This window comes from Rhodopseudomonas sp. (assembly GCF_013377015.1).
GTDB lineage: Bacteria > Pseudomonadota > Alphaproteobacteria > Rhizobiales > Xanthobacteraceae > JARJEH01.
The window spans coordinates 964,513-980,203 of record NZ_JACABA010000002.1; the positions used below are offsets into that span (position 1 = coordinate 964,513).

The following is a 15,691-nucleotide window of genomic DNA, read 5'->3' on the forward strand; positions in this document are numbered from 1 at the left end:
TTGCATTCTGCCCCGACCATGGCCACTCAGTGGATGCGCCCAAACGGCCCATGATGCTGTTTGCGATGCACGGAAAGCCGCATGCAAGGTGCCGGTGGTTGGTCCCATCGTGACTGGACCCGGCATGCCGGCCGGTCCGGGGGGCGTTTTTGGACCGGGAGGCCCTGGTGTTGGGCCAATCACCGGCGAGGATCTGAAAAAATGTCTGACGGACCCGAACTCCTGTGCGTCCGTGGTCGTCTCTGGGTTTGCCTATTCAGTCGTAGCGCCGATTGTCGATCAATATCTTTCCTATCTTCAGGGCCAAGCTGCAGGGAAATGGCAATCCCTGCCTGAGTCTGTCATCAATATAATCGCTCCCAAATATCCGGACATCGACCTCCATACTACTCGCTATGCGACTGAGATCGATACGATACATAAGCAACACATAACGCTTGGTAACGAGATATTCTTCACCACAAGGATGGACTTTACCAACATAGGCGGCATTTGCCTGTTGGCACATGAGTTGGAGCACTCTGTACAGGCCAGCAAGCGAGGAGGCGTCCGACCTTTCTTAGCCGAATATATCGCAAAAGGCGCAGGGAAGATCATCGAGAAAAAGAGTATTGATATTCACGATGACATCGATCTCGAGCGGGACGCGATCCAAAAATCAAAGGCAGTTATCGAACTGTACGGATGGAAGAATATCGAAAATTGCAACATCCCGCGAATAACCGTATCGACATCGACGGGCGGACTGGCGCTGAACATCACGAAAGACGATACGGATAAGACCGAGCGATTGGTCAAGGCGACTGGTCAGGAATTCGATGGCTGGATGGCGCTTCACGATGTGGGCGCGACATCGTCATTCTTCAATAAGGCTGGCCACCCAATCAACGCCGCCAACATCAATGTTGGCGACATTCTAACCACGAATAAAGATGTCAACCTAAGGAAGGAGGCGGCGGACTGGAGTGCTGCGTCCGTCGTGGCTAAGAACAAGGTGGTTCATATTGTTAACCTGCGCAGCCTGAGTGCGGGACCCAATCAATCGCAACTTTGGGCGCAGGTGGACTTGCGGTAGAATGATGCAGCGGGTGTAGACTGGCTCTTCTCGGCAAGCCGCACGCTTCAACACGCGCCGAAGAGGTACAGTTTAGACTCTTGCGCCCGCCTGCCTCGTTTGCAAAGCAGCACGACAGATTCTTTCGAGGTTGGCCGAGAGGATTATGTGAATGGACATCCTCAACAAGAACGACATCCCCTGCGGCCCGATCCTGTCGATGAAGGAACTCGCCGAGGATCAGTCGCTGCGCGCCACCGGCACCGTGGTCGAGGTCGACCACCCCACCCGCGGCAAATATCTGTCGGTCGGCAATCCGATCAAGATGTCGGACTCACCGACCGAGGTGACCCGCTCGCCGCTGCTCGGCGAGCACACCGACGAGATCCTGCGCCAGGTGCTGGGCTTCAGCGATCACCAGGTCGCCGAGATCCACGATTCCGGCGCGCTCGACCCGCCGCGCAAGGCCGCCGCCGAATAAGGCGGCGAAATCGACTGTTTCCAGGGCCGCCGGTCGTTCCGGCGGCCCTTTCATTGGATAATCCAATCGGGTGATAGACTTTTGTTGCATTGCACCAGCGCGGATGCTGCCATGCAAACATGAATATTGTCCTTGGCATCTGGTATACGTAGATTGACTGGAACGATCACGCTCTTGCAGAATCACCCCCGAGCCACGAGTAGTCAGATGTCCAGAACCGCCTCATTTCCGATTCGCCATTCCCACACCGTCTGGGGCCGCTTCGCCGCCGCGTTCGACCATGCTTTGATGAAATTGGCCCGGATCGCCAACCGCAATGGCGATTTGCCGTATTTTGGGCTGTAGTTCCTGAGCAAATTGAAATTTGCGCGGCCGACCTGACCACGGCCGCCGATCCATCCCTTTGACGAAGGCTCCGGTTTCCGGAGCCTTTTTGTTTGCCACCTGCCCCGGTTGATGAGAACTTCCGACAAATCAACAAGATTTGCCGGCAGCCATCTAATTTGCTTGCGCTCTGGCATATCACATACCAAACTGTCGTACAGGCAACGCTCGCCCATCAGAGGCAGCGTGTCGGGGGAGGAACGATGACGGATACAGTTCATGCAGCGGCTCCAACAGCCGCGCGGGTCAGCGACGCATACCGCTGGACCCAATTGGCCATCGGCGTCGGCGCCATGGTGATGATCGCCAACTACCAATACGGCTGGACCTTCTTCGTCCCCGACATCCAGAAGAAATTCGGCTGGGACCGCGCCTCGATCCAGTGGGCCTTCACGCTGTTCGTGTTGTTCGAGACCTGGTTGGTCCCGATCGAAGGCTGGTTCGTGGATAAGTATGGTCCGCGCCTGGTGGTCCTGATCGGCGGCATCCTTTGTGCGATCGGCTGGGCGATCAATGCCGAGGCCACCACGCTCAACGGGTACTATCTCGGCATGATCATCGCCGGCATCGGCGCCGGCGGGGTCTACGGTACCTGCGTCGGCAATGCCCTGAAGTGGTTTCCCGACAAGCGCGGCCTCGCCGCAGGCATCACCGCCGCCGGTTTCGGCGCGGGCTCCGCGCTGACCGTCGCGCCGATCCAGGCGATGATCAAGGACTCCGGTTTTCAGACCACGTTCCTGTATTTCGGTCTCGGCCAGGGACTGATCATCGTCATCCTGGCGTTCTTCCTGTTTCCGCCAAAGGCCGGACAAGTGCCTGCGGTCACCCAGAACGTCAACGTGATTCAGACCCGCCGCGATTATCAGCCGACGCAGGTGGTCCGCCATCCGATCTTCTGGCTGATGTACTTCATGTTTGTGATCGTCGGCGCCGGTGGCTTGATGGTGACGGCCAACCTGAAGCCGATCGCCGCCGACTGGAAGATCGATAACGTGCCGGTGACGTTGATGGCAATGACGATGACCGCGGTCACCTTCGCCGCCACCATTGACCGTATCCTGAACGGCCTGACCCGGCCGTTCTTCGGCTGGATCTCCGACAAGATCGGACGCGAGAACACGATGTTCATCGCGTTCGGCATCGAGGGCCTCGGCATCTACGCGCTGTACATGTTTGGGCACAACCCGGTGATGTTCGTGATCTTGTCGGGCCTGGTGTTCTTCGCCTGGGGCGAGATCTACTCGCTGTTCCCCTCGACCTGCACCGACACCTTCGGCTCGAAATTCGCCACCACCAATGCCGGCCTGCTCTACACCGCCAAGGGCACCGCGGCGCTGCTGGTGCCGGTGGCGAATTACATGCAGCAATCCTCCGGAACCTGGGACACCGTGTTCCTGATCGCCGCCGGGGCCAACATCCTGGCCTCGTTGCTGGCCATCGCGGTCCTGAAACCCTGGCGAAGGTCCGTGATCGCACAATCACGCGCGTAGCACCCCCGCAGACCGAATGGCGCGCTCAACCCTGTTGAGCGCGCCATTTCTTTTGGCTCGGACGTTGACAGTTGGCATACAGTATACCAGAATGAGGTATCAAAATGCGCCGCTTCAGCAGTTCCAGGGAGGTTGAGATGCGAGTTGGGGACATCCTGCGCAAGAAAGGCACCCGGATTTCAACCATTCGGATGAATGAGACGGTCGCAACCGCCGCCAGGCTGCTGCGCACCGACAATATCAGCGCCCTGGTGGTCAAGGATGTCTGCCGCACCGAGGGCAATACCGCGGTCGGGATGTTCTCCGAACGCGACGTCGTCCGGGCCATCGCCGAACACGGCGCCGCGGGCGTCAATCTCAAGGTTTCCGCGCTGATCTCGGTGCAGCAATTAATCGCCTGCCGCTCCGACGACACGCTTGAACACGTCCGCCATCTGATGAATAAGAACCACATCCGGCATGTGCCTGTCATTGATGACCACACGTTGATCGGCGTGGTCAGTATCAGGGACATCAGCACGGCACTCGAGCAAGACGGCATCCGCGCGGCACAACCCGCGCTCGCCTGAGGACCAGCCTCAAGCGCAACGGCCGTTTCGAGCCAGCTTCTCAGCCTATCGGGAAGGTTGTGCCGGATACGGTGTGGCGCTTGTCTAGGGATGGTCGATGAAAGTCTGTATTTACGGCGCCGGCGCGATCGGTGGATACCTTGGCGTGCAACTGGCACAGGCGGGTGCCGATGTCAGCCTGGTGGCGCGCGGCGCCCATCTGGCGGCGATGCAGGCCAACGGCCTGAAGCTCCTGATCGGCGACGAGCAGCGCGTGGTGAAGCCGCGCTGCACCGACAAGCCCGCCGAACTCGGCCCGCAGGATGTCGTGATCATCTGCCTGAAAGCGCATTCGATCACTGGCGTGATCCCACAGATGCAGCCGCTGCTCGGACCCAACACCCGCATCGTCACCGCGGTCAACGGCATCCCCTATTGGTACTTCTACAAGCACGGTGGCGCGCACGAAGGCTCGGTGCTGGAAAGCGTCGATCCCGGCGGCCGGCAGTGGCGCGAGCTCGGCGCCGAACGCGCGATCGGCTGCATCGTCTATCCCGCCACCGAAATCGAAGCCCCCGGCGTGATCCGCCACGTCTATGGCGACAAGTTTCCGCTCGGCGAGCCGTCCGGCGAGACCACCGCCGATGTTGAGAACCTCGCCAAGCTGTTTGTCGCGGCGGGATTGCAGGCGCCGGTGCTGGACCGGATTCGCGACGAGATCTGGCTCAAGCTGTGGGGCAATGTCTGCTTCAACCCGATCAGCGCATTGACCCATGCCACGCTCGACGTGATCTGCTCGGATCCCGCGACCCGCGCGCTGTCGAAGGCGATGATGCTGGAAACTCAGGCGATCGCCGAGACCTTCGGCGTCAAGTTCCGGGTCGATGTCGAGCGCCGGATCGAAGGCGCCCGCAAAGTCGGCGCGCACAAGACCTCGATGCTGCAGGATCTGGAGCGCGGCCGGCCGATGGAGATCGATCCCTTGGTCACCGTGGTGCAGGAGATGGGACGGCTGACCAAGATTCCGACACCGGCGATCGACGCGGTGCTCGGCCTGGTGATCCAGCGCGCCAAGGTGGCGGGGCTGTACTGATCAATTCGCACTGCCGTCATTCCGGGGCGCGAGCAGCGCCAGCTGCGCGCGAACCCGGAATCTCGCAACGACCTTGCCAGCAGCAAGATTCCGGGCTCGCTCGCCCAAGGGCTCGCGCCCCGGAATGACGAAGGCGACGCGTGACGTCGACATCACAAGAATTGCAGGGGAGCACCGCCGTGACCAATTGGGTTCGCTTTCGCCATCGCGGCACCGAAGGCTTTGGAACGCTCGATCAATCCGAAATCATCGCGCATGATGGCGAGATGTTCGGCAATTCTTTCCCGAACGGCCAGAGCTACGCGCTGTCGGACGTCGCATTGCTGGCGCCGGCGCAGCCGTCGAAGATTATCGGGCTGTGGAATAATTTTCACGCGCTGGCCGCCAAGCTGAATTCACCCGAGCCGGCCGAGCCTTTGTATTTCCTGAAGGCGCCTTCCAGTGCCGCGTCGCCCGGTGCCGTGGTCAAGCGCCCGGCATCCTATGACGGCAAGGTGGTCTACGAAGGCGAGCTCGGCATCGTGATCGGAAGATCGTGCAGCGGAATTTCTGATCAACAGGCCGACGCCCACATCTTCGGCTACACCTGCGTCAACGACATCACCGCCGCCGACATCCTCAACCGCGACGCCACCTTCGCGCAGTGGGCGCGCGCCAAGAGTTTCGACGGCTTCGGACCGTTCGGGCCATGGATCGCGGCCGGGATCGATCCGTCCGGATTGAGCGTGCGCACCATCCTGAATGGCGCCGAGCGCCAGAACTACCCGGTGGCGGACATGATCTTCACCCCGCAGCAGTTGGTGGCGTGGATCTCGCACGACATGACGCTGTTGCCCGGCGATCTGATCTGCTGCGGCACCTCGGTCGGCGTTGGCGTGATGAAGGAGTCGGTCAACACCGTCACCATCGCGATCGAAGGCATCGGCGAGTTGCACAACGAATTCCATAGCTGAGCGAGTATCAGTGTCATTCCGGGGCGCGAGCAGCGGAAGCTGCGAGTGAACCCGGAATCTTGCGGCCAGCCGCTGCGCCTGCCTTGTTGCAAGATTCCGGGTTCGCTCACGGTTTCGCCGTTCACGCCCCGGAATGACCCATTTCGAATGATCGATACGCGCGCTCCCGCGATGGACATTTCTTCCCGGCGACGGCATCCTGCCGCGCAATTCAACAGCCCGAAACGGGCATGTGCTGGGGAGCGACAATGATCAAGACGCGATTTACCGAACTGGTCGGCATCGAACATCCGATCGTTCAGGGCGGCATGCAATGGGTCGGCCGCGCCGAGTTGGTCGCCGCGGTGGCCAACGCTGGCGCGCTCGGGCTGATCACCGCGCTGACCCAGCCGACGCCGGAGGATCTCACTAAGGAGATCGCGCGCTGCCGCGACCTCACCGACAAGCCGTTCGGCGTCAATTTGACCATCCTGCCTTCGATCAAGCCGCCGCCTTACGCCGAATATCGTCAGGCGATCATCGAGAGCGGCATCAAGATCGTCGAGACCGCCGGTAACAAGCCGCAGGAGCACGTCACCGAATTCAAGAAGCACGGCATCGTGGTCGTACACAAATGCACCAGCGTCCGCCACGCGCTGTCGGCCGAGCGGATGGGCGTCGATGCGATTTCGATCGATGGCTTTGAGTGCGCCGGCCATCCCGGCGAGGACGACACCCCGGGCCTGATCCTGATTCCGGCAGCTGCCGACAAGGTGAAGATCCCGATGATCGCCTCCGGCGGCTTCGCCGATGGCCGCGGACTGGTCGCCGCATTGGCGCTCGGCGCCGAGGGCATCAACATGGGCACGCGCTTCATGTGCACCAAGGAGAGCCCGATCCATCAGCACGTCAAGGAACGCATCGTCGCCAATGACGAACGCGAGACCGACCTAATCTTCCGCACCATGCGCAACACCTCGCGGGTGGCGAGGAATGCCGTCAGTCAACAGGTTGTGGCACTGGAAAAGCAGGGCGCGAGCTTCGAGCAGGTCCGCGAACTGGTCGCCGGCGCCCGCGGCAAACTGGTCTATGCCACGGGCGATACCGATGAGGGGATCTGGTCGGCCGGACAGGTGCAGGGGCTGATCCACGATATTCCGACTTGCGCCGAACTGGTATCGCGGATCATGCATGAGGCAGAGACGATCATTCGCTCCCGGCTCGAAAGCATGATGTCCGGCGGCCAGCGCGAAGCCGCGGAATAATCCACGCCGCCACAGCGGCAACAGAAGGCAGTCCGATGAAGGCTTTTGTCTACGGCGCCGATGGCGCCTCGATCAGCGATGTCCCGCAGCCCTCGCCGAACGGACCGCAGCTATTGGTCCGGGTGCGCGCCTGCGGGCTCAACCGCGCCGACCTCGGCATGACCAAGGGCCATGTGCACGGCTCGGCCGGCGGCGTCGGCACCGTGCTCGGCATGGAATGGGCCGGCGAGGTTGCCAAGATCGGCGCCGACGCTCACGGGGTAAAGGTCGGCGACCGGGTGATGGGATCGGGCGCCGCGGCCTTTGCCGAATACACGCTGGCGGATTTCGGCCGGCTGTTCCACATCCCCGACGACATGAGCTTCGAGGATGCCGCCACCCTCCCCGTCGCGCTGACGACGATGCACAACGCGCTGGTCGCGGTCGGCGGGGTCAAGCCCGGCCAGTCGGTGCTGGTACAGGGCGCCAGTTCCGGTGTCGGCCTGATGGCGCTGCAGATCGCCAAATTGAAGGGCGCCAAATTGCTGATCGGCTCGTCCACCGACCGGGGACGCCGCGAACGGCTGAAGGATTTCGGCGCCGATCTGGCCATCGACTCCGCCGATGCGGGCTGGGTCGACGAGGTGCTGAAGGCCACCGGCGGCGAAGGCGTCGACCTGATCATCGACCAGATCTCCGGCAAGCTCGCCAACCAGAATCTGGCGGCGACCAAAATCAAGGGCCGCATTGTCAATGTCGGCCGGCTCGGCGGCACCCATGGCGATTTCAATTTCGACCTGCACGCCGCGCGGCGGATCAACTACATCGGCGTCACCTTCCGCACCCGCAGTATCGAGGAGATCCGCGAGATTTTCACCCAGGCTCGCGGCGACATCTGGCCCGCGGTGCTATCCCGCAAGCTGAAACTGCCGATCGACCGCGTGTTCCCGTTCGCCGAGATCGGCAAGGCATTCGAGCACATGGACGCCAACCGCCACCTCGGCAAGATCGTGGTGACGCTGTGACGCGGTCACAGCCGGACGCCGTTCTGCGAGGCCGTTTCGGAACCATTCGCAGATATTGACCCCAAATGGCCGGCGCCTGCGGCGCCATGCAGCTTTTCTGTTGCAGTGCGGGCTGCTACACCGCGCTGATGAATACGATCACCCACACCAAGTCACGCGTCGCCGCGATCTCGATCGTCGCCAGCGGCAGCATGGCCGCGATTAAATTCGCGGTCGGCATTGCCATCGGCAGTCTGGCGCTGATCTCCGAGGCGCTGCACTCGTCGATCGACCTGGTCGCCACCGTGATCACTTGGCTGGTGGTGCGGGTGTCGGACCGCCCGGCCGACGACGCCCATCATTATGGTCACGGCAAGATCGAAAGCCTGTCAGCGCTCGGCGTGATTGCAATGCTCTACGTGCTGGCCGGCGGCATCCTGGTCGAGGCCTATGGCCGGCTGCGCGAGGGCGTGGTTCCGCCGACCTTCTCCGCCTTCGCCTTCGTGGTGCTGGCGATCGATATCGGCGTCAATCTGTGGCGCGCGCACGCCCTGCACCGTGCCGCCACGGATACTAAGAGCCAAGCGCTGGCCGCCGACGCCCTGCATTTCGCCTCCGACGTGATGGGTTCGTTCGCGGTGATCGTCGGACTGACGCTGTCGGCCTTCGGCTTCCAATGGGGCGACTCCGCGGCCGCGATCGGCGTCGCGGTGATGATCTCGATCCTCGGGCTGCGGCTCGGACGCGCCACGGTCCAGACCCTGCTCGACCGCGCCCCCGAGGGCGTCTCGGAAAAAGCCCGGCTGGCGATCAGCGCCGTGCCTGGCGTGGTCGGGATCGAAAGGCTGCGGGTGCGCATGGTCGGCCCGACGCATTTCATCGATGCCGACGTCGAAGTGCCGCGAACCTATCCGATCGACCGTGTCGACGAGATCAAGCGGCGGGCGCAAGCCGCCGTCACCCTCGCGCTCGAAGACGCCGATCTGAGCTTCACCGCGATCCCGGTGGCGCGCGATAATGAAAGCGTGCGCGAACGCATCATGGTGATCGCGCGCAATTCAGGCCTCGCGGTCCACCACGTCACCGTGCACGACCTCGGCGGCAAATTGACCGTCAGCATCGATCTCGAAGTCGACGGCGAGATGCCGCTGCTCGAGGCGCACGATATCGCGCACCAGCTCGAGCGGCATATTTACGAGGAGTTCGGCCCCGATGTTGAGGTCGATACCCATATCGAACCGCTGGAGCCGGAACTGCCGCACGGCGCCGACGCCACGCCGGCGCGGGCCGCGGAAATCCACAATGCATTGACCGGACTGGCGACCGACGGCGTGATTTACGACATCCACAGCGTCCGGGTACGCGACACCGACGCCGGCGAGATTGTGAATTTTCATTGCCGCGCGTCGCCGTCGCTCAGCGTCATCGCGGTGCATGAGCATGTCGACGAAATCGAGCGGCGACTGCGCCGCGCCTTCCCCAGCGTGAAGCGCGTGATCAGTCATGCCGAGCCGCCGAACGCCGCCGATTAGGTATTTCGACGACTCTCCGTTCTTGTTTCGGACTCGGTTGTCACGATATCGGCACTCGGATTCTTCGTTGGACAAGATTTATTTGAATTAGCGAATCGTTGACTCTCGACAGCCCGGCAAAACTGGATTCAAATCGCATTGATTCGAACGGCGGGGGTGTCGCTCGGATCAGGTGCAGACAGACATTTTTTTGGGGGCCAGGCATGGCGCGCGCACAAGTGGCGAGCGCCTGCGCTCAATCCGATTCGATCAAGGGATTGGCGCAGTCGATAGCTAAACCGGCCTACCATCGGCTGCTGCTTGCGGAGCCGGTACTGCGCCGCGCGGTACCACTCCTGATCATTGCCTTTCTCATCACCATCTGCATCGGCGCGATCGTTCAGATCGTCGACCAGACCCGGCAAAAGCGCGGCGCCACCAACCGCGACCTGTCCGCGCTGGCCGATTTGCTCGCCGAACGTCTCAACCACATCGGCGTCATCCGGCTCGACCGCGCGGAATCGGTCGAACGACTGCAGAGCCTGCTGCCCGGCCTGCTGCCAGCCTGGGGCATCGCGGCCGGGCGCCATGTCATCGTCACCAGCGCCGACCAGCGCATCCTGGCACGCGTGCCCGGCGAAGACGCCGCCGGCGACTCCGGCAAATTCCTCGAAGTCGTCAGCGCGGCGCAGCCGCTGACGATGTCCGGGCTGCAGTCCGGCATCTCCGAAATCATCCTGCCCAGCGGCGCCAGGGCACTGGCGACGCTGCGGGTCGTCAAATCATTGCCCGGTCAGGTCGTCATCATCCAGGAGAACACCGCATCGATCTGGGCGTCCGACACCGCGCTACAGGTGACGCTGTCGTTCACCACCGGCTTCGTCGTGCTGATCCTCGGCTTCGCGTTCCACTGGCAATCGACCAGGGCGCGCGAGGGCGATCTGATCAACGACGCCGTCCGCAGCCGGATCGACACCGCGCTCAACCGCGGCCGCTGCGGACTATGGGACTGGGATCTGTCGCGCGGCCGGGTGTTCTGGTCGCAATCGATGTTCACGTTACTGGGACTGGAAAGCCGCAACGACCTTCTGACCTTCGGCGAAGTCAACGCGCTGGTGAAATCCGACGACATCGACCTGTTCGCGATCGCCGATCAACTGATCTCCGGCAAGATCGACCACATCGATCACACCTTCCGGATGCGGCACTGCCATGGCCACTGGATCTGGCTGCGGATGCGCTGCGAACTCAGCCAGGAACCCGGCGGCAATCAGCATCTGCTCGGCATCGCCGTCGATATCACTGAACAGAAGAGTCTCGCGGAACGCACCGTCGAAGCGGATTTGCGGCTGCGCGATGCGATCGAGACGATCCCCGAGGCCTTCGTGCTGTGGGACGCGGAAAACCGGCTGGTGCTCTGCAACACGCACTTCCAGCAGCTGCACAAATTGCCGGACTCCGCGGTGACGCCGGGAACCTCCTACGAGACGGTGATCGAAGTCGGCCGGATGCCGGAAATCCGCAGCAGGCTGTGCGAGACCGGCGGCGTGGCGACCCCGGGCGCCCGCACCTTCGAAGCGCAACTCGACGACGGCAGCTGGCTGCACATCAGCGAGCGCCGCACCAAGGACGGCGGCTATGTCGCGGTCGGCACCGACATCACCCGCATCAAGGCGCATGAGCAGAAGCTGGTCGACAACGATCTTCGGCTGCGCGCCACCGTGATCGATCTGAAGCGGTCGCAGACCACGCTCGAACGGCAGGCCATCGAGCTCGCCGATCTGGCGCAGAAATACTCCGACGAAAAGAACCGCGCCGAAGAAGCCAACCAGACCAAATCCAAATTCCTCGCCAATATGAGCCACGAGCTGCGCACCCCGCTCAACGCCATCATCGGCTTCTCGGAGATCATGGGCAGCGGCATGTTCGGCACGCTCGGCTCGGAGAAGTATCAGGAATACTGCCACGACATCCTCACCAGCGGTCACTATCTGCTGGAAGTGATCAACGACATTCTGGACATGTCGAAGATCGAGGCCGGGCGGATGAAGCTCGAAATGGAATCGATCGACCTCGGCCGCGCGCTGGCCGAGTCGCTCCGGGTGGTCGCGGGGCGCGCCGAGCACAAGAACCTGGTGCTTCGCGCCGACATCTGCGAAGCCATCCCGATCGTCGCCGACCGTCGCGCGATCAAGCAGATCCTGATCAATCTGCTGTCCAACGCCGTCAAGTTCACGCCCGACGGCGGCCGGGTCACCGTGCGCAGCCGGGTGTTGAACGACTCGATCACGCTACTCATCGCCGACACCGGGATCGGCATCGCTCAACCATCGCTGCGCCGGCTGGGGCAGCCGTTCGAGCAGGTCGAAACCCAGCTGACCAAGACCTATCACGGCTCCGGCCTTGGATTGGCGATCGCGAAGTCGCTGACGACCATGCATGGCGGCTCGATGCGGCTGCGCTCCACGCTGGGCACCGGCACCGTCGTGCTGGTCAGCTTGCCGCGCGACGGCCAGCGCAAGCCCGCCCGGGTGTCAGCCGCCGCCTGACAACATCCCCTAATCGCTTGATCGCGGCACCCGACATAGCCGAAATCCGTATTGTGGGACCGGCCCCGCGCCGTGTATGAGCGCTGCAGCCGTCCGCGGAGGGTTCAGCGGTGAACTGGAGTGCGTATTTCCACACGACATCGGTGTGGCTGTTCCGTATCGCGATCGCGGCGGGAGTGGCGGGCGTCGTCTACATCTACCTGACCAAGCCGAGTGACGGCCCCGCGCCGGCCGCGATGCAGGCGACCACACCGGCCGGCAGCGAGACCGGGGAATTCCCGCCGTGCCAGCCGATCGGCCACACCGCGTCCGGCAAACTGGTCTATTCGATGGACTGCCAGAATTTGCCAGCCCTGCCGCAGGTGGCCGGTGAGCGCGCGCCCAACGCCGCAGACGCCGCAAGGAAATAGCCGCGCCGGATCGCCGACCGAGTTAATTCCCGCCCTGCACCACTTTCAAGAACACCGCCCGCACCTCGGCCTGGGTCTCCTTCACCCGCGCCTCGAGCGACGAGAAGTCCGGCGCGTCGCCGGCGCGGACCAGCACGCGCAGCAGGTCTTCGCCCGCGGTCTCCGGCTTGAATTTCTCGCTGACGCAGAGCCGCAGGATCTGCGTCAGATCGTGATACAGCCTCGCCGCCGGCCGCAGCACCTCGGCCGCGCCCTGCGGCAGCAGGCCGAGCCGCGCCGCGTTGTCCAGCACCGCGAGCGTGTTGACGTTGAGAATCTCCGGCTGCGCTGCGGCGTGGATCAACTGCAAATACTGCGCGATGAAATCGATATCGACCAGCCCGCCGGCGGCGTATTTCAGATCCCAGATGTCATCCTCGCCCTTTTCCTGCGCGATAGCGCGGCGCATCTCGGCGACGTCGGTGGCGATCACGGCGGGATCGCGCGGCCGGGTCAGCACGTCGCGAATGATGCGCTCGATCTTGCCGCGGAATTCCGGCGACGCCGAAATCACCCGCGCCCGGGTCAGCGCCATATGCTCCCAGGTCCAGGCCTCGCGGTCCTGATAGTCGGCGAAGGAATCCAGCCGCGACGCCACCGGGCCGGCGCGGCCCGACGGCCGCAACCGCATGTCGACGTCGTACAGCACGCCGTAATTGGTTCGCGTGGTGAAGGCCGAGATCAGCCGCTGGGTGAAGCGCGCGAAATACTGCGCGCCGTGCAGCGAGCGCGCGCCATCGGAATCCGGCTGCTGGTGATCGAAATCGTAGATCAGGATCAGGTCGAGATCGGACGACGCCGTCATCTCCCGGCTGCCGAGCCGACCCATCGCCAGGATCGCGGTCTGCTGATCCTTGATCCGGCCATATTGCGTGGCGAACTGGTCGCTGACCAGACCATGCACGGTGCCGACGATGCCTTCGGCGACGTCCGCGAAGGCGACGCTGGCCTGCTGGGTCGAGACCGTGCCGGACAGGATTCGCGTGCCGATCAGGAACAGGCTCTCCTGTCCGAACAGCCGCAAGCGGTCGAGAAATTCTTCGTAGGAACCGGCGTCGGCCAGCGTCGCCGCCAACCGCGCCGACAGCTCGTCGCGGTCCGGCATCGCCCCGAAAAAGCGCGGGTCGATCAACCCGTCCATGATCTGCGGCTGCCGCGCAAGCATATCGCCGAGCCGCGGCGCCGCGCCCAGCACCAGCGCCACCAGCGCCAGCAATTCGCGGTTCTGGCTGAGCAGCGAGATCAGCCGGCCGCCGCGATGCAACGCCTGCAGCAGCCGGTCGAACGCCGTCACCGCGTTGTCGGGCTCCTCGGCGCGCGACAACCCTTCGATCAGCGCCGGCACGAATTCGATGAAGGCGCGCTGCGTGGTCTCGACCTTGAGCACGCGATAGCCGCCGGCCATCCATTGCTGCAGCGTGCCGGCGACCATCACCGGCTTCTTGAAGCCGAGCCCGGCCAGATGCTCGAGCAGCCTGGTGTCCTCGGGGCCGGCGGCGTAGTCGATCTCGGGAAGTTTCTCGGTGCCGGTCGGATCGCCCTCGAACAGCTTGCTGTAATGCCCCTGCACGCAGTTCAGATGCCGCAGCAGCTCCGTTGCGAAGGCGGCGCGGCTGTCGTAGCCGAGAAACCGCGCGAACCGCTCCACCGCCTCGATCTCGTCCGGCAAGGTGTGGGTCTGTTCGTCGGCGATCATCTGCAGCCGGTGTTCGACCCGGCGCAGGAATTCGTAGGCCGCGGTCAATTCGTCGCGTGCCTGGTAGGTGATCCAGTCGCGCGACGCCAGGATGTTCAGCGCGGCCAGCGTCGGGCGCACTCGCAATTCGGGATGCCGACCGCCAGCGATCAATTGCTGGGTCTGCGCGAAGAATTCGATCTCGCGAATCCCGCCGCGGCCGACTTTGACGTTGTGGCCCTCGACCGCGACCTCGGTCTGGCCGCGGAACGTCTGCATCTGTCGCTTCATGTCGTGGACGTCGCCGAGTGCTGCGAAGTCTAGATGCTTGCGCCAGACGAACGGCGCGATCTCGGCGACCAGCGCCTCGCCGGCGACCGGATCGCCGGCGCAGGGACGCGCCTTGATCATCGCGGCGCGTTCCCAGGTGCGGCCTTCGCGCTCGTAATAGTTCATCGCCGACGCGGTGGAGATCGCCACCGGGGTCGATGCCGGGTCCGGCCGCAGCCGCAGATCGACCCGGAACACATAGCCGTCGCCGGTGCGCTGCTGCAGCATCCGGCTGAGGCCCTGGGTGACGCGGACGAAAAACGGCTGCGGCTCGATGTCGGGCGCCAGCGTCGGGGCATCGAGGTCGAAGAACACGATGAGGTCGATATCGCTGGAGTAGTTCAGCTCGCCCGCACCCATCTTGCCCATCGCCAGAACCACAAGGCCGCTGTCCTGCTCGGGACGCTCGGGGTTGGGCGGTAACAGGCGACCGCGGGCAGCCTCCTGCCGCAACAGGAATCGCAATGCGGACTGCACCGAGGTCACAGCGAGATCGGTCAGCGCTTGCGTTACCTGCAACACCGGCCAGACGCCGCCGATGTCGCACAGCGCGATCAACAATGCGGCTTCGGATTTCATCAGCCGTAGCGCCTGCATCGCGTCGGCTTCCGCAGCAGCCGCGACGACATCCGCGGCCGTCTTTTCCATCAGCGCAGCCAGCCCCTGCTCCGGCGCGGTTCGCAGTAGCCGCAGTAGTCGTGACGGGTCGGCGCGGATCAGGTCGAACAGATAGGGCGAGGCTTCGGCGATCGATTGCAGTATCGGACCAGCATGGGGGAAATTTTCAGTGACGGCGCGCAGCGACGCCGACAGCTCCGGGGCAAGGCCGGCGAGCCAATCGTCGAACCGCCGCGCCGCCTCGGTGGGCGCAAACAGACGCGGTCCGGCAGCAAACCGCGCGGCCAGTTGCGAATGGTCCGCGTCGCCGGTCGCGGAAGAGGTCATGC

At 63.4% G+C, this 15,691-nt stretch carries 12 protein-coding genes and 1 pseudogene; 11 read left to right on the top strand and 2 right to left on the bottom strand.

Annotation, left to right across the window (positions count from 1 at the left end):
- The first annotated feature begins 124 nt into the window (after positions 1-124).
- Together HXX15_RS12960 and HXX15_RS12965 are read left to right on the top strand one after the other, a co-directional pair.
- Positions 125-1,075 carry a DUF4157 domain-containing protein gene (locus tag HXX15_RS12960; protein ID WP_296516474.1) on the top strand — a complete coding sequence of 317 codons (951 nt, stop codon included), beginning with the start codon at positions 125-127 and terminating at the stop codon, positions 1,073-1,075.
- Positions 1,076-1,226: 151 nt separating this feature from the next.
- Positions 1,227-1,535 (top strand): annotated as a pseudogene (locus HXX15_RS12965) (CoA transferase); the annotation flags it as partial.
- A 203-nt stretch (positions 1,536-1,738) separates the two neighbouring features.
- Here HXX15_RS12965 and HXX15_RS12970 read toward each other — a convergent pair.
- Positions 1,739-2,140: a hypothetical protein gene (locus tag HXX15_RS12970; protein WP_296516475.1), complete on the bottom strand. Its 402-nt coding sequence runs from the start codon at positions 2,138-2,140 to the stop codon at positions 1,739-1,741.
- Between HXX15_RS12970 and oxlT the strand changes: the two genes are divergently transcribed.
- From oxlT to HXX15_RS13015, 9 genes are all read left to right on the top strand, one after another.
- Entirely contained in the window at positions 2,123-3,409 is a 1,287-nt protein-coding gene (oxlT, locus tag HXX15_RS12975) for an oxalate/formate MFS antiporter (RefSeq protein ID WP_296516476.1), read from the top strand. The two genes, HXX15_RS12970 and oxlT, sit on opposite strands and share 18 nt — an antisense overlap.
- A gap of 137 nt (positions 3,410-3,546) precedes the next feature.
- Entirely contained in the window at positions 3,547-3,978 is a 432-nt protein-coding gene (locus HXX15_RS12980) for a CBS domain-containing protein (RefSeq protein ID WP_296516937.1), read from the top strand.
- Between the two features lie 97 nt (positions 3,979-4,075).
- Complete coding sequence (locus HXX15_RS12985; RefSeq protein ID WP_296516477.1) at positions 4,076-5,050, top strand: 2-dehydropantoate 2-reductase; 975 nt, start codon at positions 4,076-4,078, stop codon at positions 5,048-5,050.
- Between the two features lie 179 nt (positions 5,051-5,229).
- Positions 5,230-6,003, top strand: coding sequence for a fumarylacetoacetate hydrolase family protein (locus tag HXX15_RS12990; RefSeq protein WP_296516478.1), 774 nt, complete (start codon positions 5,230-5,232; stop codon positions 6,001-6,003).
- Positions 6,004-6,251: 248 nt separating this feature from the next.
- Positions 6,252-7,247 carry a nitronate monooxygenase family protein gene (locus tag HXX15_RS12995; protein WP_296516479.1) on the top strand — a complete coding sequence of 332 codons (996 nt, stop codon included), beginning with the start codon at positions 6,252-6,254 and terminating at the stop codon, positions 7,245-7,247.
- Positions 7,248-7,282: 35 nt separating this feature from the next.
- Positions 7,283-8,251 (top strand): zinc-binding dehydrogenase, encoded by a 969-nt coding sequence (locus tag HXX15_RS13000; RefSeq protein ID WP_296516480.1) that lies wholly within the window; start codon positions 7,283-7,285, stop codon positions 8,249-8,251.
- A gap of 128 nt (positions 8,252-8,379) precedes the next feature.
- Entirely contained in the window at positions 8,380-9,762 is a 1,383-nt protein-coding gene (locus HXX15_RS13005; RefSeq protein WP_296516939.1) for a cation-efflux pump, read from the top strand.
- 203 nt (positions 9,763-9,965) lie between these two features.
- Complete coding sequence (locus HXX15_RS13010) at positions 9,966-12,290, top strand: ATP-binding protein (protein ID WP_296516481.1); 2,325 nt, start codon at positions 9,966-9,968, stop codon at positions 12,288-12,290.
- A 110-nt stretch (positions 12,291-12,400) separates the two neighbouring features.
- Positions 12,401-12,700 (top strand): hypothetical protein, encoded by a 300-nt coding sequence (locus HXX15_RS13015; RefSeq protein WP_296516482.1) that lies wholly within the window; start codon positions 12,401-12,403, stop codon positions 12,698-12,700.
- Positions 12,701-12,722: 22 nt separating this feature from the next.
- Here the strand turns inward: HXX15_RS13015 and HXX15_RS13020 are convergent, their stop codons facing one another.
- On the bottom strand, positions 12,723-15,689 hold the full coding sequence (locus HXX15_RS13020; RefSeq protein WP_296516483.1) for a bifunctional [glutamine synthetase] adenylyltransferase/[glutamine synthetase]-adenylyl-L-tyrosine phosphorylase: 2,967 nt from the start codon (positions 15,687-15,689) through the stop codon (positions 12,723-12,725).
- Positions 15,690-15,691 lie beyond the last annotated feature (2 nt).

Excerpts from the sequence above, each read along its gene's own strand:
- HXX15_RS12960 (WP_296516474.1), top strand. The coding sequence starts at position 125 with ATGCCGGCCGGTCCGGGGGGCGTTTTTGGACCGGGAGGCCCTGGTGTT.
- oxlT (WP_296516476.1), top strand. The coding sequence starts at position 2,123 with ATGACGGATACAGTTCATGCAGCGGCTCCAACAGCCGCGCGGGTCAGC.
- HXX15_RS12970 (WP_296516475.1), bottom strand. The coding sequence starts at position 2,140 with ATGAACTGTATCCGTCATCGTTCCTCCCCCGACACGCTGCCTCTGATG.
- HXX15_RS12980 (WP_296516937.1), top strand. The coding sequence starts at position 3,547 with ATGCGAGTTGGGGACATCCTGCGCAAGAAAGGCACCCGGATTTCAACC.
- HXX15_RS12985 (WP_296516477.1), top strand. The coding sequence starts at position 4,076 with ATGAAAGTCTGTATTTACGGCGCCGGCGCGATCGGTGGATACCTTGGC.
- HXX15_RS12995 (WP_296516479.1), top strand. The coding sequence starts at position 6,252 with ATGATCAAGACGCGATTTACCGAACTGGTCGGCATCGAACATCCGATC.
- HXX15_RS13000 (WP_296516480.1), top strand. The coding sequence starts at position 7,283 with ATGAAGGCTTTTGTCTACGGCGCCGATGGCGCCTCGATCAGCGATGTC.
- HXX15_RS13005 (WP_296516939.1), top strand. The coding sequence starts at position 8,380 with ATGAATACGATCACCCACACCAAGTCACGCGTCGCCGCGATCTCGATC.
- HXX15_RS13010 (WP_296516481.1), top strand. The coding sequence starts at position 9,966 with ATGGCGCGCGCACAAGTGGCGAGCGCCTGCGCTCAATCCGATTCGATC.
- HXX15_RS13020 (WP_296516483.1), bottom strand. The coding sequence starts at position 15,689 with ATGACCTCTTCCGCGACCGGCGACGCGGACCATTCGCAACTGGCCGCG.